This window comes from Sphingobium sp. KKT206 (assembly GCF_055640555.1).
This window is the reverse complement of the sequence record NZ_CM145764.1, coordinates 1766828-1784874: the sequence shown is the minus strand read 5'-3', so window position 1 is coordinate 1784874 and position 18047 is coordinate 1766828. Positions and strand designations below refer to the sequence as shown.

19 protein-coding genes, 2 tRNA genes and 1 pseudogene are annotated in these 18047 nt (G+C 64.1%); 6 read left to right on the top strand and 16 right to left on the bottom strand.

Going from position 1 to position 18047, the window contains the following annotated elements:
* Window positions 1-87 precede the first annotated feature (87 nt).
* Complete coding sequence (gene obgE, locus ACZ2HM_RS08420) at window positions 88-1185, bottom strand: GTPase ObgE (RefSeq protein ID WP_037472313.1); 1098 nt, start codon at window positions 1183-1185, stop codon at window positions 88-90.
* Between the two features lie 30 nt (window positions 1186-1215).
* Window positions 1216-1833, bottom strand: a complete 618-nt coding sequence (locus tag ACZ2HM_RS08415; protein ID WP_052027499.1) for a TetR/AcrR family transcriptional regulator — start codon at window positions 1831-1833, stop codon at window positions 1216-1218.
* 47 nt (window positions 1834-1880) lie between these two features.
* Here ACZ2HM_RS08415 and ACZ2HM_RS08410 point away from each other — a divergent pair.
* Together ACZ2HM_RS08410 and ACZ2HM_RS08405 are read left to right on the top strand one after the other, a co-directional pair.
* Window positions 1881-2713: pseudogene (locus tag ACZ2HM_RS08410) on the top strand (metal-dependent hydrolase).
* Between the two features lie 57 nt (window positions 2714-2770).
* Window positions 2771-3298, top strand: a complete 528-nt coding sequence (locus ACZ2HM_RS08405) for a GNAT family N-acetyltransferase (protein WP_470426746.1) — start codon at window positions 2771-2773, stop codon at window positions 3296-3298.
* A gap of 32 nt (window positions 3299-3330) precedes the next feature.
* Here the strand turns inward: ACZ2HM_RS08405 and ACZ2HM_RS08400 are convergent, their stop codons facing one another.
* The 3 genes from ACZ2HM_RS08400 to rplU form a co-directional block, all read right to left on the bottom strand.
* On the bottom strand, window positions 3331-3906 hold the full coding sequence (locus ACZ2HM_RS08400) for a GNAT family N-acetyltransferase (protein WP_037472316.1): 576 nt from the start codon (window positions 3904-3906) through the stop codon (window positions 3331-3333).
* Window positions 3907-4180: 274 nt separating this feature from the next.
* A complete protein-coding gene (gene rpmA, locus ACZ2HM_RS08395; RefSeq protein ID WP_037472317.1) occupies window positions 4181-4450 on the bottom strand; it encodes a 50S ribosomal protein L27 in 270 nt (89 codons plus the stop codon).
* A gap of 34 nt (window positions 4451-4484) precedes the next feature.
* The gene (gene rplU / locus ACZ2HM_RS08390; RefSeq protein WP_037472318.1) at window positions 4485-4850 is read right to left on the bottom strand and encodes a 50S ribosomal protein L21; all 366 of its coding nucleotides are present in this window, start codon (window positions 4848-4850) and stop codon (window positions 4485-4487) included.
* A 187-nt stretch (window positions 4851-5037) separates the two neighbouring features.
* Here rplU and ACZ2HM_RS08385 point away from each other — a divergent pair, with 187 nt between their 5' ends.
* From ACZ2HM_RS08385 to ybaL, 3 genes are read left to right on the top strand one after another with little or no spacing between them, the layout of a single operon-like run.
* Window positions 5038-5433, top strand: coding sequence for a hypothetical protein (locus tag ACZ2HM_RS08385; RefSeq protein ID WP_037472319.1), 396 nt, complete (start codon window positions 5038-5040; stop codon window positions 5431-5433).
* Window positions 5434-5484: 51 nt separating this feature from the next.
* A complete protein-coding gene (locus tag ACZ2HM_RS08380; RefSeq protein ID WP_255245714.1) occupies window positions 5485-5613 on the top strand; it encodes a hypothetical protein in 129 nt (42 codons plus the stop codon).
* A 29-nt stretch (window positions 5614-5642) separates the two neighbouring features.
* Entirely contained in the window at window positions 5643-7286 is a 1644-nt protein-coding gene (gene ybaL / locus ACZ2HM_RS08375) for a YbaL family putative K(+) efflux transporter (RefSeq protein WP_037472322.1), read from the top strand.
* On the opposite strand, the gene ACZ2HM_RS08370 is transcribed toward ybaL, so the two are convergent.
* From ACZ2HM_RS08370 to ACZ2HM_RS08320, 11 genes are all read right to left on the bottom strand, one after another.
* A complete protein-coding gene (locus ACZ2HM_RS08370) occupies window positions 7283-8821 on the bottom strand; it encodes a cryptochrome/photolyase family protein (protein ID WP_470426745.1) in 1539 nt (512 codons plus the stop codon). The genes ybaL and ACZ2HM_RS08370 overlap by 4 nt on opposite strands.
* Before the next feature lie 200 nt (window positions 8822-9021).
* Window positions 9022-10812, bottom strand: a complete 1791-nt coding sequence (locus ACZ2HM_RS08365; RefSeq protein ID WP_470426744.1) for a DEAD/DEAH box helicase — start codon at window positions 10810-10812, stop codon at window positions 9022-9024.
* 313 nt (window positions 10813-11125) lie between these two features.
* Window positions 11126-11824 (bottom strand): 50S ribosomal protein L1, encoded by a 699-nt coding sequence (rplA, locus tag ACZ2HM_RS08360; protein ID WP_037472325.1) that lies wholly within the window; start codon window positions 11822-11824, stop codon window positions 11126-11128.
* A 5-nt stretch (window positions 11825-11829) separates the two neighbouring features.
* Window positions 11830-12261 carry a 50S ribosomal protein L11 gene (gene rplK / locus ACZ2HM_RS08355; protein ID WP_037472327.1) on the bottom strand — a complete coding sequence of 144 codons (432 nt, stop codon included), beginning with the start codon at window positions 12259-12261 and terminating at the stop codon, window positions 11830-11832.
* Window positions 12262-12526: 265 nt separating this feature from the next.
* On the bottom strand, window positions 12527-13063 hold the full coding sequence (gene nusG / locus ACZ2HM_RS08350) for a transcription termination/antitermination protein NusG (protein ID WP_037472329.1): 537 nt from the start codon (window positions 13061-13063) through the stop codon (window positions 12527-12529).
* 39 nt (window positions 13064-13102) lie between these two features.
* Window positions 13103-13309: a preprotein translocase subunit SecE gene (gene secE / locus ACZ2HM_RS08345; protein ID WP_037472331.1), complete on the bottom strand. Its 207-nt coding sequence runs from the start codon at window positions 13307-13309 to the stop codon at window positions 13103-13105.
* A gap of 170 nt (window positions 13310-13479) precedes the next feature.
* Window positions 13480-13555: transfer RNA gene (locus ACZ2HM_RS08340), tRNA-Trp, on the bottom strand.
* Between the two features lie 53 nt (window positions 13556-13608).
* Window positions 13609-14526 carry a YihY/virulence factor BrkB family protein gene (locus ACZ2HM_RS08335; protein WP_470426743.1) on the bottom strand — a complete coding sequence of 306 codons (918 nt, stop codon included), beginning with the start codon at window positions 14524-14526 and terminating at the stop codon, window positions 13609-13611.
* A 327-nt stretch (window positions 14527-14853) separates the two neighbouring features.
* Window positions 14854-16077: a dihydroorotase gene (locus tag ACZ2HM_RS08330; protein WP_470426742.1), complete on the bottom strand. Its 1224-nt coding sequence runs from the start codon at window positions 16075-16077 to the stop codon at window positions 14854-14856.
* A 133-nt stretch (window positions 16078-16210) separates the two neighbouring features.
* On the bottom strand, window positions 16211-17206 hold the full coding sequence (locus ACZ2HM_RS08325) for an aspartate carbamoyltransferase catalytic subunit (RefSeq protein WP_470426741.1): 996 nt from the start codon (window positions 17204-17206) through the stop codon (window positions 16211-16213).
* Between the two features lie 72 nt (window positions 17207-17278).
* Window positions 17279-17353, bottom strand: a tRNA-Gln gene (locus ACZ2HM_RS08320).
* Between the two features lie 124 nt (window positions 17354-17477).
* Between ACZ2HM_RS08320 and ACZ2HM_RS08315 the strand changes: the two genes are divergently transcribed.
* Entirely contained in the window at window positions 17478-17990 is a 513-nt protein-coding gene (locus ACZ2HM_RS08315; RefSeq protein WP_470426740.1) for a MarR family winged helix-turn-helix transcriptional regulator, read from the top strand.
* Window positions 17991-18047: the final 57 nt, after the last annotated feature.

The following is an 18047-nucleotide window of genomic DNA, read 5'->3' as shown; positions in this document are numbered from 1 at the left end:
TGGTCCGTTCGGTTCGAGCGAAGTCGAGAACCGCCATGCACCCGCTTCTCGACTTCGCTCGAAGCGAACGGGTGTCATGCAGGTCGCTTATAGCGGCGACCATGTCCCGTCTTCGTCGTCCTGTGCCTCCTGCCGCGCGGCGGCGCGGGCTTCGCCCAGGATCGGCAGGATGGCGTCGAGCAATTTGCCCACGCCATCGCCGGTCGCGCCGGAGATGATGAACACATCCTCCACGCCGACCTGATCGCGCAGTTGCTCGGCAATGTCTTCCATCAGTTCCGGCCCCAACAGGTCACCCTTGTTAAGCGCGACGATCTGCGGCTTTTCGTCCAGCCCCTCGCCATAGGCAGCGAGTTCGTCGCTGACGATCTGGAACGCTTCGACCGGATCATCGACCGTGGCGTCGATCAGGTGGAGCAAGACGCGGCAGCGTTCGATATGGCCCAGGAACCGATCGCCAATGCCGACGCCTTCGGCCGCACCCGCGATCAGGCCGGGAATGTCGGCCAGCACGAATTCGCGATCCTTGTGCAGCACCACGCCCAATTGCGGCTTGGTGGTGGTGAAGGCATAGGCGCCGACCTTCGCCTTAGTATTGGTCACCTGGTTGATCAGGGTCGATTTGCCCGCATTGGGCATGCCCACCAGTCCGACATCGGCCAGCAGTTTGAGCCGCAGCCACACCCACATTTCCTGGCCTGGCCAGCCCGTGCCATGCTGACGCGGGGCGCGGTTGGTGCTGGTCTTGTAGGACATGTTGCCACGGCCGCCATCGCCGCCGCGCAGGAAAGTGACGCGCTGCCCGACTTCGGTGAAATCGGCGAGGATGTCCTGATCCTCATAATCGGGGATGCCGTCTTCGTCTTCGCTGCCTTCGATCGGCTTGGGATCGGACAGGATCTGGGTGCCGACCGGCACCTGGATGATCAGATCCTTGCCGCCCGCGCCATAGCGATTCTTGCCCATGCCGGGCGTGCCGCGCTGCGCCTTAAAGTGCTGGGTGTAACGAAAATCGATCAGGGTGTTGAGGCCCTGAACCGCTTCGAAAATAATGTCGCCACCCTTGCCGCCGTTGCCGCCGTCGGGGCCGCCATATTCCTCATATTTTTCGCGTCGGAAACTGACCGCGCCGGGGCCGCCCCAGCCGGATTTGATGAAGATTTTGGCTTGATCGAGAAAATGCATGGGCGGCCCATAGCGCCATCGCGCGAAAAGTTAAACCTCGGCCTGCGCGGCAAGCGTCGCGGCCTCCTGCATCAGGGCAAAGGTGAGGCTGCGCGTGGCCATTTCGCGCGCCTTTTCACGGGGAAGCCCCAGCGCACCCGCCATCGGCCCACCCATTTGCGAATCACCCAGCGCCAGAAGCACGAGCATCAGGGTATTGTCGCGGATGAGGTCGGCGAGATGCGGGGTCAGCGCGGTGGCGGTCAGCTTGTCGACCAGCCGGTGGATCGCCTCCACCACCGGGTCGAGCGCGTCTTCATTGCCGAGCGCCAGCATCCAGCTGGCCAGCGCGCCTGCGCCTTCGCGGTCGAAGGCGTCGAAGGTCATGTCGACGATGGTGCGCGGGCTGACCTTGCCGCGCCGGGCCGCGTCTACTGCCTCGCCGATGGTGGCGGTGATGGTGTCGCCAAGATAAGCGGCGAGCGCTTTGTGCAGGCCAGCGGCCGATCCGAAATGGTGGAGCAGATTGGCGTGGGTGCGGCCGATCTGTGCGGCAACGGCTTTCAGGGTCACGGCCTGGGGGCCAGCTTCGATCAGCAGGATGCGCGCGGCCTCCAGCGCGGCGAGGCGGCTTTCATCCGGGCTGAGGCGGACACGTTTTATTGACATAGGTGTCAGTAACTCTTATTTACATCAATGTAAGTAAGGAGTGCGAGATGACCCCGACCGACCTCACTATCACGCCGCGCGACCGCCGTTTCGGCCGGGACCGCGCTGCGGCCCGACATTGGCTGAATGGCGATCCGATCGCCACGGCTTTCTTCAACGCCCTATCCGTGACCTTTCCGCGCGGCGAAGCCTATTTCATCGAGAGTGTCCGCGCCTTTCGCGATGGCGCGCCGGACCGGCTGGCGGGCGAGATTGCGGCCTTCATCAAGCAGGAGGTGGTGCATAGCCGCGAACATCTGGCCTTCAACCGGCAGGTGGCCGATCATGGCTATGAACTGTCGCGGCTCGACGCCGATGTGGTGCGGGTGCTGGACCTGGCAAGCGGCGTCCGCCGATCGTCAGCCTGGCGGCGACCATGGCGCTGGAGCATTTCACCGCGATCCTGGCGCATGAACTGTTGCGCGACCCGCGCCTGCTCGACGGCGCGGACCCGGAGATTGCGGCGCTGTGGCGCTGGCATGCGGTCGAGGAGATCGAGCATAAGGGCGTGGCGCATGACACATGGGTCCATGCGACGCGGGAATGGAGCGGCTTTGCGCGCTGGCGGCTGCGGTCGCTGATGATGCTGATCGCCACCAAACATTTCCTGCATCATCGCGCGCGCGGGATGATGGACCTGTTGCGGCAGGATGGCGTGACGGGCGTGCGCGCCTGGGGCGGGTTGTTGCGCTATGCGCTGGTGCGGCCGGGCATCTTGCGCCGGGTGGCGGGGCCGTGGCTCAGCTATTTCAAGCCGGGCTTTCATCCCTGGTCGGTCGATGACCGGGCCCTGATCGCGCTGGTGGACAGCGACTATGCGGATGCGCGGATGCGCGGATGACCGGGCCGCTGCCGTCCGCGGCTTGACGGGCGGGGTGGGGCGCGATCTTATCAGGCGATGACCGATGCGCCCACGCTCCACACCGACCGCCTGATCCTACGCCCGCACGGCATCGCCGATTATGCGGCGTGCCGCGCCCTGTGGGCGGACGCGCAGGTCGTGCGCCATGTCGGTGGCGTGCCGCTGGACGCTCAGACGGTGTGGTTTCGCCTGCTCCGCTATGCCGGCATGTGGTCGCTGCTGGGTTATGGCATGTGGGTGATCGAGGATCGGGCGACAGGCGCGTTTCTGGGCGAGAGCGGGCTGCTGAGCGCCGAGCGCGGCCTGCCCGAATTGGAGGGCGTGCCGGAGGCAGGCTGGGTGCTGGAGCCGCAGGCGTGGGGCAGGGGCGTGGCCAGCGAAGCGATGGATGCGGTGGTGCGCTGGGCCGACGCCCATCTCGATGCGCCTACGCTTCGCTGCATCATCGCGCCGGACCATGGCGCGTCGATCAGGGTCGCAGAGAAACTGGGTTTCGTGGCGCTGGCCGATACGTTTCTAGGTGACATGCCGACGCGGGTGTTCGACCGGCCGCACTCGGCATGACGGGCGGGGAAAACCTCCCCCCGCCCGCATTGTCAGGCCGCCATCGCCTGCGTGGCGTCGCGATAGAGATCCATGGCTGGGTCCGGGTGCATGCCGTGGGTTTCGCCTTTTTCGAACAGCAGCGAATCGACCATCGTCCGGCGGGCGAGGCTGTAGCGTTGCTCGACCCGGTCGGTGAAGCGGAAGCCGATCTTGCGCAGGACATTGCCCGAAGCGGGATTGTCGAGGAAATGCGCCGCGCGGATGCCGTGGACGCCGTGGGCGCGCGCCATGCTGAGTACGGCGCGGGCGGCTTCGGTCGCAAAGCCAAGTCCCCAATAGGGCCGCGCGATCCAATAGCCCAGTTCCGGCGTACCATGCTCGTCCAGATGAATATCGCACCCGCCGACCAGGCGTGGTGCGCCGCGCGTGCGGGTGAAGGCGAGCAGGCGCGGCAGGCGCGAATCATGGGGCAATGACAGGAAGGCCTGCGCATCGTCCAGAGCATAGGGAGCGGGCGCGTGGGTCAGGTTGCGCAGGATGGCAGGATCACTGATCGCATCAGCCAGCGCGGGCGCGTCTTCCATCCAGCCTGGACGCAGCAGCAGGCGGGGGGTGCGGGCGAACATTCTTCTCTCTCCTCTTGGGCGTGCCCATAGCCGCCAATGATGACGGCTTGACGACGGTCGATGTCTGGCATGTTCCCCGCCTGCATGACGCGTGAGAAGGCGTGGAGTTCCAGTGGGTTGAGGGAATTTAAGAGGAGGTTTCGCCCAACGGAAAAAGGGCGCCCCTCTGATGGAAGGAGCGCCCCTTTATCCCTCGAACATCGTCACTTGAACCTAAAGGTTCGCGTCACGAAAGGATCGCCCCTCAAAAGGACGACCCGTCATTCGTCGTCCGTTATTCTGCCGCTTCGGCCATCGCGTCGACCGACACATATTTGCGGCCGAGCTTGCCAGCGTGGAATACCACGCGGCCTTCACCCAGCGCGAACAGCGTGTGGTCCTTGCCCATGCCGACATTACGGCCGGGATAGACGCGCGTGCCGCGCTGACGAATAATAATGTTGCCGCCGATCACTTCCTGACCGCCGAACTTCTTGACGCCAAGGCGCTTCGATTCCGAATCACGACCGTTGCGCGACGAACCGCCAGCTTTCTTATGTGCCATTGTCTAAACTCCTAGAATATCAGGCGCGAAGCGATCAGGCTTCGGCAGCAGCCGGGGCTGCGTCTTGGGTCTTTGCCTCGGCCTTGGCGGCCTTCTTGTCCTCGGCACCGATTGCGACGATGCGCAGGATCGTGTGGCGCTGACGATGGCCGTTCTTGCGGCGATAATTGTGGCGGCGACGTTTCTTGAAGACGATGACCTTTTCGCCCTTCGCCTGCGCGATGATCTCGGCTGCGACGGTCAGACCGGCCACATCCTTGAGGTCGCCGCCTTCACCGGCCAGCAGGACGTCGTCCAGCGTAATCTTGTCACCGGCTTCACCGGCCATCTTTTCGACGACGATCTTGTCTCCGGCGGCGACGCGATACTGCTTGCCGCCTGTGCGCACGATAGCGAACATGGCTTGTCTCTTCTCGTTCAAATCTGCTTTACGCAAATCACCAAAGACATGACGCCTTGCCGACCCGCGCGGGAATGTGGCCCGTTAGTGGAATGACTCGCGGGTGTCAACCGATGGCGGCGCGGAACCGGGGTGGTTTTCGGTTCGCACAGGCCCTATCTTGTCCGCGAAAGGACCGAAGCGAGCGATGCGGCATATAACAGGCGAGACAGGAAAGGGCGATCGGCAGCTTAGCCGCTATAGCCTATCCGTCGCCTTGTGGATGCTGATCGTGGTGACGCTCCTCTCTGCGCTGGCCCCCATCGGCCCGCCGCTCAGTCGCCCGACCGGCTCCGCCTTCAACCCTGCAACGACCGATGTGGTGATCAAGGCGCGCGCACCGACGCCGCCACAGGTCGCGCAGGCCGCGCGCATGGATGGCGATGACGCGCCGCCTGTGCTTCTGTTCTGCGTTCTCGCTACGCTGGCGTTCATCGTCTTCGTAGGCCGCGAGCGAATTGTCTTTTCATGGCACCAGGTTGCTGCGACTTCACTCTACTTGTCCAGCGCCCACCGGGCGCGCGGCCCGCCTGCCGCCTTCTGACGATTTGAATGGCCCGTTTCGACGGGCGTCGTCGAAAGGAGGACCATGAAGATGTCCGATAAGCCTGAGCCCGGCGGCAAGCGTCGCCGTCCGCCCTGGTGGTTCATGCCCGCTATCATGACAGGTCTGGCTGCGGCCGCCCTGCTGCTGGCGGTCCTGCTCCATCCTTTGACTTTCTGATATAGAATGATTCGCATCGAAAGGCTTGCATGCCCCATCACACGCCCCTGATCGGCACCATCGTCGCCGGCCTCGTCGTCGCCTTCATCATGGGCGCGATCGCCCACAGGCTCCGTATGTCGCCCCTTGTGGGCTATCTCGTCGCCGGGATCATGGTAGGCCCTTTCACGCCCGGTTTCGTCGCGGATAGCGGCCTTGCCAATGAACTCGCCGAAATCGGCGTCATCCTGCTGATGTTCGGCGTGGGGCTGCATTTCTCGTTCAAGGATCTGATGTCGGTCAAACATATCGCCGTTCCGGGTGCTTTGGTGCAGATTGCGGTGGCGACCGGCCTTGGCATGGGGCTGTCCACCCTCATGGGATGGCCTCTGATGGGCGGCATCGTCTTTGGCCTTGCCCTGTCGGTCGCCAGTACGGTGGTGCTGCTGCGGGCCTTGCAAGGGGCTGACCTGGTCGAAACGCGGCGCGGGCGGATCGCGGTCGGCTGGCTGATCGTCGAAGATCTGGTGATGGTGCTGGCGCTCGTCCTGCTGCCGGCGCTTGCCGCCGTCATAAGCGACGCGGACTCTGGGGCCGGGGCCGGGGCGGGCGCGCTGATCGCGCCGCTGGTGGGCACGCTGCTCAAGGTGGCGGGCTTCGTCGCGCTGATGATGATCGTGGGGCGGCGGGTCATTCCCTGGACGCTGCATTGGGTCGTGCATACCGGATCGCGTGAGCTGTTCCGGCTGGCGGTTCTGGCGATCGCATTGGGTGTCGCGTTCGGCGCGGCTTATGCGTTCGACGTATCCTTCGCGCTGGGTGCCTTCTTCGCGGGCATGATCTTGGGCGAAACGCCGCTCAGCAGGCGAGCGACCGAAGAGACGCTGCCGCTGCGCGATGCGTTTGCGGTGCTGTTCTTCGTGTCGGTCGGCATGTTGTTCAATCCGGCTGTGCTGTGGGAACAGCCTTTGCCATTGCTGGCGACGGTCGCGATCATCATCGTGGGCAAGTCGATCGCCGCCTATGCCATCGTCCGCCTGTTCGGCAAGCCGGGCGACACGGCGATGACCATCGCGGTCAGCCTGGCGCAGATCGGGGAATTTTCCTTCATCCTTGCGACGCTTGGGACAGGGCTTGGCGTGCTTCCGGCCGATGCGCGCGACCTGATCCTGGCGGGCGCGATCGTGTCGATCTTCCTCAACCCCATCCTCTTCTCGCTGGCCGTGCGCGGCCGCAAGCAGGAGGAAGTCGTGGCGGAGGCCGCGCGCGTCGCGGCCGCGCGGCCCGCGATCGGGCATATCATCCTGGTCGGCTATGGCCGGGTCGGCAAGCTGATCGCCGATCGGCTGACCGAGCGGCAGATGCCCTTCACGGTGATCGAGGATGATGCCGAGAAGGTCGAAGAAGCACAGGAGGCCGGGCTATCCGTCGTGCGCGGCAATGCGCTGGAGGACAAGGCGCTGCGCAGCGCCGGGATTACCGAGGCCCATCACCTGCTGATCGCGGTGCCCGAAGGGTTTGAGGGCGGGGCGATCCACGAACATGCCCGCCACCTCAACCCCAAGTTGGAGGTGATCGCCCGCGCCCATTCGGATGCGGAAGTCGCGCATCTCGAAACGCTGGGCGTGCGGTATATCGTCATGGGCGAGCGGGAACTGGCCGGGCGGATGTTGACGCTGTGTGGTGCGAGCTAGTCCATTGAGTCGAGGAACCGTGCCGCCTGTTCCCGGATGGCGGTACGGTCATCTTCCGGCATCTTGTCCCAGTTGCGATAGGGCAGGGCCATGCGGGGATTGGACGCCAGCTTGCGCTGGTTGCGGGCGATAAAATCCCAATAGAGCGCGTTGAAGGGGCAGGCATCTTGGCCGACGCGCTGCTTCACATCATAGCGGCATGATCCGCAATAGTTGGACATGCGGTTGATATAGGCGCCGCTCGACGCATAGGGTTTGGAACCGAGCAGGCCGCCATCGGCGAACTGGCTCATGCCGAGCGTGTTGGGCAGCTCGACCCATTCATAGGCGTCGGCATAGACTTCCAGATACCAGACATGCACCTGATGCGGATCGACACCGGCGAGCAGGGCGAAATTGCCGGTGATCATCAGCCGCTGGATATGATGGGCATAGGCATGGTCGATCGTCTGGCCGATCGCCTGGGACAGGCAATGCATGTCCGTGTCCCCGGTCCAATAGAAGCCGGGCAGGGCGCGGGTCGCCCCCAGCGCATTGCGCTGCGCATAGTCCGGTCCCTCATGCCAGTAGATACCGCACACATATTCGCGCCAGCCGATAATCTGGCGGATGAAGCCTTCGGCGGCGTTGAGCGGCACCTTGCCCGCGCGATAGCGTTCCTCGACGGCGCGGCACAGCGCCAGCGGATCGAGCAGCCCGGCGTTGATATAGGGCGAGAGGATCGAGTGCCACAGGAAGGGTTCGCCGGTCAGCATCGCGTCCTGATAATCGCCGAAGCGGGGTAGCGCTTCATCGAGGAAATGGCGCTGCTGGCGCATCGCTTCCTCATGCATCACCGCGAACTGGAAATGGTCGAGGCTGCCGATATGGTCGGCAAAGCGCACAGCGACCATTGCCAGCACATCCTGCGTGATCGCATCGGGCAGGAAGCGGATGGGGCGGGGCATCAGCAGGTCGCGGGCTGGTGGCGGCTTGCGATTGTCGGCGTCGTAATTCCACTGGCCGCCTTCGGGCTGGCCATCCTCGGTCAGCAGCAGGCCGGTCTTGCGCCGCATGTCACGATAGAAAAATTCCATCCGCAACTGCTTGCGCGCGGCGGCCCAGCTATCGAATGCGGCATGGGTACAGAGGAAGCGTTCATCCTCATGAATGGTGACGGGCAGCCCGAAGCGTAGCGCCCAGCTATCGAGCATCGCCCGGACGCGCCATTCCCCGGCTTCGGTCACATGGATGGCGGCGGGCTTGTGCCGGTCGATGGCACGGGCGACTTCACCGGTGAAGCTGCCGCTATTGGCCGGGTCATCCAGCGTCACATAATCGACCGTCCAGCCCAGTGCGCGCAGCCGATCGGCATGATGGCGCATGGCCGACAGGATGAAGGCAATCTTCGCCTTATGATGGCGGACATAAGTGGTTTCGTCGGCCACCTCCATCATCAGCACGACGCTGCGCGCTTTATCAGCGTGGCGCAGCGCGGCGATGTCGGGGTCGAGCTGGTCGCCCAGCACGGGAATAAGAAAAGGGCCGTCGGTCATGCGTGCTGCAATGACCGACGGCCCCGATGGCTCCCACCTGTCTTTAAGGGGCGTCAGCCCTTCATCCACACCGTTCGTCCTGAGTAGCCGCTGAGCCAGTCGAAGCGGCGTATCGAAGGATTGCGCGCGATGCTTCGATACGGGACTTCGACTTCGCTCAGCCCCTACTCAGCACGAACGGGTGTTGAAATATCCTACATTTAGCCCCAGCTGCGCGGCGGGCCCTTGCGTGGGCCACCGGCGCCAGCGCCCTTGAAGGGGCGTGGGCTGTGCGGCGATGCGCCGCCGCGCGACCCGGCACCGGGGCCGCCACGGGGCGGGCCGCTGCGGTTGGGACGATCGCCATTGGCGGGGCGCAACTGCTTGCGGTTGCCACGGGCTTCCTCGCGCGGTGCGCCGTCGATGGGATCGAACATCACATCCGCGCCCTCGTCACCCGCTTCACCCGTGCGGCGGACGGCGGCCAGGAATTTGGCCGAGATCGCCTTGGGAATTTCGAACATCGTGTCGGTGGCGGTGATGCGGATCGCGCCGATGTCGCCACGCGACACATGGCCGCGACGGCAGATCAGCGGCAGGATCCAGCGCGGATCGGCATTTTGCGTGCGGCCGATATTCATGCGGAACCACTGGGTATCCTCGAAACCGGGACGCGGTCCTTCACGGCGGGCCGGGGCATCGCTGCCGTCGAGCAGTTCTTCGGGCGCAGGCAGGGCAGCGCGCGCCGAACGCACCAGCATGGCCGCGATTTCCTTGGCGCTCTTGGCTTCGAGCAGTTCGCCGCCCAGCGCCCAATCGGACTCTTCCAGTTCCATGGGTTCGAGCAGGCGCGCGCGCAGACGTTCGGCATCCTGCGCCGCAATGGCTTCCTTGCTAGGCGCGGACGTCCATTCGACGGGGATCTTGGCGCCCTTGAGCATCCCTTCCACCCGGCGACGGCGCGGATAGGGGACGATCAGGACGGCGGTGCCCTTCTTGCCGGCGCGGCCGGTGCGGCCCGACCGATGCTGCATGGTTTCGGCGTCGCGCGGGATTTCGACATGGACGACGAGCGTCAGCGTGGGCAGATCGATGCCGCGTGCGGCGACGTCGGTGGCGACGCAGACGCGAGCGCGGCGATCACGCAGCGCTTGCAACGCATGGTTGCGTTCATTCTGGCTATGCTCGCCCGACAGCGCGACGGCGGCAAAGCCCCGCTCGGTCAGGCTGGCGTGCAGGTGGCGGACATTGTCGCGCGTGGCGCAGAACAGCATCGCGGTTTCCGCCTCATGGAAGCGCAGCAGATTGACCACGGCATTTTCAATGTCCGACGGGGCAACGGTCATCGCCTGATAGCTGATGTCGCCATGGCCACGCTCGGTCGAGGTGGTCGCGATCTGCAGCGCGTCCTTCTGATAGCGACGGGCCAGCGCCACGATCGGCTTGGGCATCGTCGCCGAAAACAGCAGGGTGCGGCGGCCATCGGGGGTGGCATCAAGGATGCCTTCCAGATCTTCGCGAAAGCCCATGTCGAGCATTTCATCGGCTTCATCCAGCACGGCGGTCTTGAGCGCCGAGAGGTCGAGCGCGCCGCGTTCGAGATGGTCGCGCAGACGGCCGGGCGTGCCGACAACAATATGTGCGCCCTGGGCCAGCGCCTTGCGCTCGCGCGCCGCGTCCATGCCACCGACGCAAGTCGCGATGCGCGCACGGGCACCGGCATAGAGCCATTCCAGCTCGCGGCTGACCTGCAGCGCCAGTTCGCGCGTCGGCGCGATCACCAGCGCCAGCGGCCAGGCAGCGGGGGGCAAGCGGCCTTCTTCGTTCAGCAATTCGCCCGCCATGGCGAGGCCGAAGGCGACGGTCTTGCCCGATCCGGTCTTGGCCGACACGATCATGTCGCGGCCAATCGCTTCGGGTTCGATAACGGATGCCTGCACTTCGGTCAGGGTTTCGTAACCCTTGGTCGTCAGCGCCTGGGCGAGGATGGGGGGGAGGGTATCAAATGCCATGTCTAGTTTTTCTCGTCGGTTAAGCGACCCGCCTCTTCCGACGGATACTCATAAGACCTGTGCCTTACGCCTGCCAAAGCAGACGTTCAGAGTGATAGGCCACACACCCTGATTTTCACATTCCCACCCGGCAAGGGCAGGAGCCGCCAGCATGACTGGCAGCGAAGGGGTTTGCCCCTTTCGTTCGCGTTGCATCTCTCCGTCCGGCTTTCCGCCAGCCGCCTCCCCGGTCAGGGGAGGATCAATTGAAAACAGGAAAGCCTCCTTCCCCATTTCGAGGAAAGAGGCTTGTCCTTAGTCTATAGCATGAAAATCAGACGGCGGCGACTTCTGCCACGTCGACCTTCACGCCCGGACCCATCGAAGACGACAGGGCGATCTTGCGGACATATTTGCCCTTCGAACCGGTCGGCTTGGCCTTGACGATCGCGTCGACGAAGGCGTCGAAATTCTTGCGCAGGTCTTCGGCGGTGAAGCTCGACTTGCCCAGGCCCGCATGGATGATGCCTGCCTTTTCGACGCGGAATTCGATCTGGCCACCCTTGGCGGCCTTCACGGCTTCTGCGACGTTCGGGGTCACGGTGCCGAGCTTGGGGTTCGGCATCAGGCCCTTGGGACCGAGGATCTTACCCAGACGACCGACCAGGCCCATCATGTCCGGCGTCGCGATGACGCGCTGGAAATCGATGTTGCCAGCCTGGATCGATTCCAGCAGGTCTTCGGCACCCACGATGTCGGCACCGGCGTCGAGCGCCGCTTGTGCCTTTTCGTTGCGGGCGAACACGGCGACGCGAACGTCCTTGCCGGTGCCTGCGGGCAGGGTGACGACGCCACGGACCATCTGGTCGGCATGACGGGGGTCAACGCCCAGGTTGATCGCGATTTCGACGCTTTCGTCGAACTTGGCGGTCGCATGGGTCTTGATCAGGCCCAGCGCCTCGTCAACACCGTGCAGCTTTTCGCGGTCAACCGCGGTGGCCAGGGCCTTCGCCTTCTTGGTCAGCTTTGCCATGATAATCAGCCCTCCACCACGTCGAGGCCCATCGCGCGAGCGGAGCCTTCGATGATCTTCGTTGCAGCGTCGATGTCGTTCGCGTTCAGGTCAACCATCTTGGCCTGGGCGATTTCAGCCAACTGCGCACGGGTGATCTTGCCAGCGACGATCTTGCCGGGTTCCTTGGAACCCGACTTGAGGTTCATCGCCTTCTTGATGAGGAAGGTTGCAGGCGGCTGCTTCATCGTGAAGGTGAAGCTGCGATCGGCATAGACGGTGATGATCGTCGGCAGGGGGGTGCCCTTTTCGACGCCAGCGGTCTGGGCGTTGAACGCCTTGCAGAATTCCATGATGTTCACGCCGCGCTGACCCAGTGCTGGGCCGATCGGCGGTGCAGGTTTGGCGTCTCCAGCGGGCACCTGGAGCTTGATGTAGCCCGTAATCTTCTTGGCCATTGTCACTCACTCTGTTGCTGGGCGCGCCGCAAAGCGCGCCCGGTTCAAGTTTAGCGGTCCAAACGAAGGCCAGGCCTTCTCCCGCATCTATTCCCGGTTGCCCGGAAATCTCTTTGAGCGTCATGCCAGCAAAAGCTGACGAAACGAAAAATCTTCTTCCCCGTCATCCTGACGGAAGTCAGGATCCATTTGCTCTACGCTGGCTTGTTCCTGCCGCGCTGAGGCGCATGGACCCCGGATCAAGTCCGGGGTGACGGAAACATCCTTACTTCGACAGTTCGACCTGCTCGAAATCCAGTTCCACGGGCGTTGCGCGACCGAAGATCGACACCGACACCTTGACCCGGTTCTTTTCGAAATCCAGTTCCTCGACCACGCCGTTGAAGCTGGCGAAGGGACCGTCGAGCACCTTGACGCTGTCGCCGATTTCGTAATCGACGCTGACCTTGTGCTTGGGTGCGGCTTCGGCTTCCTTGCGGGCGCCGAAATAGCGCGCAGCCTCGGTCTCGCTGATCGCCTGCGGCTTGCCCATCGACCCCAGGAAACCGGTGACCTTGGGCGTGTTCTTGACCAGGTGATAAATATCGTCGTTCATCGCCAGCTTGGCGAGGACATAGCCCGGCATGAACTTGCGTTCGACCTGGACCTTCTTGCCGCGCTTGACTTCGGTGACGGTTTCGACGGGCACTTCGACCTGTTCGACCAATTGGGTGAGGCCCATGCGCTCGGCTTCGGACAGGATCGATTCCTTGACCTTGTTCTCGAAGCCCGAATAGGCGTGGATGATGTACCAGCGCGCCATGTTACCGTGTCAAACTCCCAAAAACCAAGGCTGTCATGCTCAAGCCTGACCCGCCGCAAGGCCCAGCAGCCACTGGACGATCGCGCCGAAGAAGGTGTCGATGCCAAAGAAGAACAGGCCGAGCAGCGTCGTCATGATGACGACCATCACGCCGGTCATCATCGTTTCGCGGCCGGTGGGCCACACGATCTTCGACGCTTCGGTCTTCACCTGATTGACGAATTCGCCGGGGGATACCTTCGCCATCGCCTGCCTCTATCTTCAAAACCAACGCCAATTCGCGAAGCAACAGTCCGCCCTCCCGTTCCCGTCCTATGGGACGTCCGGGGGAAGCGGCCGCATGCTTCGCGACACATGTTCGCCTGCGCACCTAGTCGCGAAACCCTGATACTACAAGGTTTCCCGGACTTGGCGCTTGGCAGGAGTGGAGGGACTCGAACCCACGGCATTCGGTTTTGGAGACCGACGCTCTACCAACTGAGCTACACTCCTGTGCCGGCGAAGGAGGGCGCTTTAGCGTGGCATGGGTGGTAGGGCAAGCAGGATTATGCAGCATCCGTTACGGGCGCGGCAACGCTGGTATCGACGCTGGTCTGCCGCTCCGCTTCCGCATTGATCTGCGCGCCGAGCAGGACGACGTAAGCGGAAACGAACAGCCATAGCTGCAGCACGACGACCGCGCCCAATGATCCATAGGTCTCGTTATAATTGCCGAAGGTCGAGACATAGAAGGACACGCCCAGCGTCACAAGCAGCCAGAACAGGGTCGCCGTGACTGACCCGACCGTCAGCCATTGCCACTGCGCTTGCTGGCGATTGGGACCGAAGCGGTAGATGAGGCCGAAGATGACGCTGGCGAGCAATCCCGCGCAGATCCAGGTCGCGGCCTTGATCGCGAACAGCACGCCCGGTCCCCAATCGGTCAGGAATTTCTGGATCAGGCCGATCACCGTTGCCGTGAACACGCCCGCCACCACCACCAGCACGGCGGAGCAGGTGATTCCGAGCGATACGCGGTAAAAGGCAAAAATATTGCGCCGCTCAAGCTGGCCATAGACGATGTTGAGCGATTGCATTACCGCCGACGCCGCGCGCGTCGCGCCATAGACGGCGATGGCGAGCGCGGTCAGCAGGCCAAAACCGATCGCGGGCTTGGCGGTGCTGACCACCCCCAGCAACTGGTCATTGATGAGCTGGGCGGCGTCGGTGGGCACGACGGCGATTATCGCCTGCATATGCCGCCCGACCATCGCCGGATCGCCGAACAGGCCATAGGTCAGCACGACGGCGGCGAACATCGGCGCGATCGAGAGAAAGGCATAATAGGCAACGCCAGCGGCCAGCAGACCGACATTATTGGATCCGAGCGACGCATAGACGCGCTTCAATATTTCCCACCAGGCCCGTGGCGGAATTTTCCACGGCGCATCGACATGCACCTGCTGCGCGATCTTCTCGGTCATGGACGTCCCCTACTGCTCCACAGGGGCAAGCGCATGAAGGGGGAGGGGGTTCCGCGTTAGCATGGGGCGTTTCGAGCGCGGGGTGTCACTTGACGGCCTGCTTACCCCTCTCCCTTGAGGGAGAGGGCTGCGAAGACTTGGCAGCTTGCTGCTTAGTCGGAGCTGGGTGAGGGTGTCGAGGCATCAAGGGATCGCGCGACATCAGCGTTGAGCCCCCTCATCCAACTTAGCCTAGGTGCCTTTGGCACCAAGGCTGCGTATCCTTCTCCCCGTCGGGGAGAAGGGCCGTCTTTCTGGCCCCAAACTGCCACCCTTCAATCCCATCCCCTACAGAAATACCCCGCCCTTCATGATCCGGCGCGCGCGGCCCTGTACCGGCATGCGATCGAACGGGGTGTTGCCCGCCGCCGCCGCCATCCTGGCCGAATCCACGATCCACGGCGCATCGGGGTCGATGAAGATCAGATCGGCGGCGCTGCCCGGCGCGAAGTGCCCGGCATCGACGCCCAATATCCGCGCGGGATTGGCGCAGAGCAGGGTCATCAGCCGGTTGATGCTCACATGCCCCTCCCGCACCAGGTTGAGCGAGAGCGCGAGCAGTGTCTCAGCCCCGGCCATGCCTGGTGCGGCGTCGGCGAAGGGCAGGCGTTTGTCCTCCGCCCCGCGCGGATCGTGGCTGGAGGTGATGACGTCCACCGTGCCGTCCGCCACCGCCGCGATCGATGCCTTGCGGTCATCCTCCGAGCGGAGCGGGGGGGAGAGGCGGGCGAAGGTGCGGAAATCGGTGACGGCATTGTCGGCCAGGAAAAGATAGGCGGGGCTGATGCCGCAAGTGACGCGCAGCCCTTCCGCCTTGGCTGCGCGGATCAGGTCGAAGCCCGCCTTGGTCGTCACCAACCGGAAATGGATCGCCGCGCCCGTGTGGCGCGCGAGCAGCACGTCCCGCGCGATCGCCATCGCTTCGGCGCAGGCGGGCGCGTGGGGCAGGCCGAGGCGCGTGGCGGTTTCGCCACTGGTCGCGACTGCGCGCGCGGTCAGCCCGCTATCTTCGGCATGGGATATGACGGTGAGGCCAAGGCCCGACGCATAGGACAGGACGCGCAGCATCACGCCCGAATCGGCGATCCACTGGCGACCCGTGCCGACCGCCTTGGCACCCGCCGCCTGCATCATGCCGATCTCGGCCAGTTCGGTGCCTTTGAGGCCACGCGTGGCGGCGGCGATGGGGTGGACCCAGAAATCGGGCTTGCCCGCACGCGTCGCCTGCCGGATCAGCGCGGCATCATCGAGCAGTGAGGATTGGTCGGGCATCAGCGCCGCGCGAGTGATGCCGCCGAAATGGAAGGCAGGCTTGTCGGTGGCAAAGACGCCGAGGTCGACGAGGCCCGGCGCGACGACCAGCCCCGCCGCGTCGACCCGTTGCGCGTCGTCGGGCAGGGCGACATCGCCAGACGCGACGATGCGGTCGCCCTCGATCAGAATCGTGCCGGGCGTAAGCGTATCCCCCGCCGGATCGGCGAGGCGGCCGTTGATGATGGCGATCTTGGTCATGCGCGGCGCATCCAACATAAAAGTTCGTCATTCCCGCGCAGGCGGGAATCCATCTCCCACGCTTTCCCCTGACGCAAGGCCGGGAGATGGATCCCCGCCTGCGCGGGGATGACAGACAGAAAAAGGCTAACCATCATGCCCATCCCTCCACGCCGCGCGCCCGGCGGGTCAGTACGTCCAGGCAGGCCATGCGGATGGCGACGCCCATTTCCACCTGCTCGGTGATGGCCGACCGATCGGGATCGTCGGCAACGTTACTGGTGATCTCCACGCCCCGGTTCATCGGCCCTGGATGCATGACGATCGCGTCGGGTTTGGCGATCGCCAGCCGTTCGGGTGTCAGCCCGTAGAGCATATGATATTCGCGCGCCGAGGGAATGAACGCGCCGTCCATCCGCTCATTCTGGAGCCGCAGCATCATCACCACGTCCGCGCCCTCCAGCCCTTCGTCCAGCCGGGTGTAGGGGGTCGCGCCCAGCATCTCGACTTCAGGCGGCATCAGCGTCGGCGGCGCGACCGCGCGCACCTGCGCGCCGAGTGCTGCCAAACACAGCATGTTCGATCGCGCCACGCGGCTGTGCAGCACATCGCCGCAAATGGCGACGATCAGCCCCTCGAACCCGCCCTTGCGCCGCCGGATGGTGAGCGCGTCGAGCAGCGCTTGCGTCGGATGCTGGTGCCAGCCATCGCCAGCGTTCAGCACCGCGCAGTCCACCTTGTCCGCGATCAGCGCGACCGCACCCGAACTGGCGTGGCGGATGACCAACACATCGGCGGCCATGGCGTTGAGCGTCATCGCCGTGTCGATCAGCGTTTCGCCCTTCTTCACGCTCGACTGGCCCGCATGCATGTTGACGACATCCGCCCCCAGCCGCTTGCCCGCAATCTCGAACGACAACAAAGTGCGCGTGCTGTTTTCGAAGAAAGCGTTGATCTGGGTCATGCCCGCCAGCCGGTCGTCATGCTTGCGCGCCTTGCCGCGATTGGCCGTCGCCCATTGCTCCGCTTCGTCCAGCAGGAAGCGGATTTCCCAGGGCTTCAAGTCAGCGATCGACAGCAAATGCCGATGCGGAAACAGCGCCCGACCGGTTAGGTCAGACGAAAGCGGCGCGGCGGTTATGTCGGGCATGGCCGCGCTTTAGGACAGCAGGACGCGAAGGGCAAGCTGGCGCGCGGCGGGGATGGTGTGGAGAAGAAAGACTGGCTGGGGCGGCAGGATTCGAACCTGCGCATGGCGGCATCAAAAGCCGCTGCCTTACCGCTTGGCGACGCCCCAGCAGGCCGACCATCGTCGGCGCGGGTCGCCATATAGCGCGTCGGGCGCGAAAGGAAAGCCTAGTCATCACAGTTTCGCGACGGCACTATGACGCTTCTTGGCTTCGTACCGGATTACCACAACCATGTCCGCTTCCTCTTCCCCCACATTCGCGCAGATGGCGCCTGCATCGCCGCTCTTCCTGCGTGAGGATGAAATCCGGCGCGGCATCGAAATGCTCTATTTCGGCTATTCCGCGCTGACCCGCTCGATCGACGAGGGGCTGGCGGCGCAGGGGCTGGGGCGGGCGCATCATCGCGCGCTCTATTTCATCTCGCGCCAGCCGGACCTCACCGTCAAGGATCTGCTGCGGCTGCTGTCCATCACCAAGCAATCGCTGGGCCGGGTGCTGAACGACCTGATCGAGCGCGGCTATATCGAGACGCGGCCAGGTGCCAGCGACCGGCGGCAGAAATTGCTGCGATTGAGCGCGGAAGGGGCGGCGCTGGAGGCCGAGTTGTTCCGGGCGCTGCGGGAAAAAATGGCGGCGGCCTATGCGCAGGCGGGGCAGGGGTCGGTCACCGGATTCTGGCGCGTGCTGGAAGGGTTGATCCCCGAATCGGACCGGTCGATGGTGTTCGGCCTGCGCGGGCGATAGCGCACGGGACGCAACCTAATCGGACTTCCTGCGCTTATCGGACTCCATTCATTGGCA

Coding starts and splice junctions, on each gene's coding strand:
- secE (WP_037472331.1), bottom strand. CDS start 13,309: ATGGCGAAGGTATCCCCCGGCGAATTCGTCAATCAGGTGAAGACCGAA.
- ACZ2HM_RS08385 (WP_037472319.1), top strand. CDS start 5,038: ATGCGGCATATAACAGGCGAGACAGGAAAGGGCGATCGGCAGCTTAGC.
- ACZ2HM_RS08415 (WP_052027499.1), bottom strand. CDS start 1,833: ATGTCAATAAAACGTGTCCGCCTCAGCCCGGATGAAAGCCGCCTCGCC.
- nusG (WP_037472329.1), bottom strand. CDS start 13,063: ATGGCGCGCTGGTACATCATCCACGCCTATTCGGGCTTCGAGAACAAG.
- ybaL (WP_037472322.1), top strand. CDS start 5,643: ATGCCCCATCACACGCCCCTGATCGGCACCATCGTCGCCGGCCTCGTC.
- rplA (WP_037472325.1), bottom strand. CDS start 11,824: ATGGCAAAGCTGACCAAGAAGGCGAAGGCCCTGGCCACCGCGGTTGAC.
- ACZ2HM_RS08405 (WP_470426746.1), top strand. CDS start 2,771: ATGACCGATGCGCCCACGCTCCACACCGACCGCCTGATCCTACGCCCG.
- ACZ2HM_RS08365 (WP_470426744.1), bottom strand. CDS start 10,812: ATGGCATTTGATACCCTCCCCCCCATCCTCGCCCAGGCGCTGACGACC.
- ACZ2HM_RS08330 (WP_470426742.1), bottom strand. CDS start 16,077: ATGACCAAGATCGCCATCATCAACGGCCGCCTCGCCGATCCGGCGGGG.
- obgE (WP_037472313.1), bottom strand. CDS start 1,185: ATGCATTTTCTCGATCAAGCCAAAATCTTCATCAAATCCGGCTGGGGC.
- ACZ2HM_RS08380 (WP_255245714.1), top strand. CDS start 5,485: ATGTCCGATAAGCCTGAGCCCGGCGGCAAGCGTCGCCGTCCGCCCTGG.
- rplU (WP_037472318.1), bottom strand. CDS start 4,850: ATGTTCGCTATCGTGCGCACAGGCGGCAAGCAGTATCGCGTCGCCGCC.
- rplK (WP_037472327.1), bottom strand. CDS start 12,261: ATGGCCAAGAAGATTACGGGCTACATCAAGCTCCAGGTGCCCGCTGGA.
- ACZ2HM_RS08335 (WP_470426743.1), bottom strand. CDS start 14,526: ATGACCGAGAAGATCGCGCAGCAGGTGCATGTCGATGCGCCGTGGAAA.
- rpmA (WP_037472317.1), bottom strand. CDS start 4,450: ATGGCACATAAGAAAGCTGGCGGTTCGTCGCGCAACGGTCGTGATTCG.
- ACZ2HM_RS08325 (WP_470426741.1), bottom strand. CDS start 17,206: ATGCCCGACATAACCGCCGCGCCGCTTTCGTCTGACCTAACCGGTCGG.
- ACZ2HM_RS08400 (WP_037472316.1), bottom strand. CDS start 3,906: ATGTTCGCCCGCACCCCCCGCCTGCTGCTGCGTCCAGGCTGGATGGAA.
- ACZ2HM_RS08315 (WP_470426740.1), top strand. CDS start 17,478: ATGTCCGCTTCCTCTTCCCCCACATTCGCGCAGATGGCGCCTGCATCG.
- ACZ2HM_RS08370 (WP_470426745.1), bottom strand. CDS start 8,821: ATGACCGACGGCCCTTTTCTTATTCCCGTGCTGGGCGACCAGCTCGAC.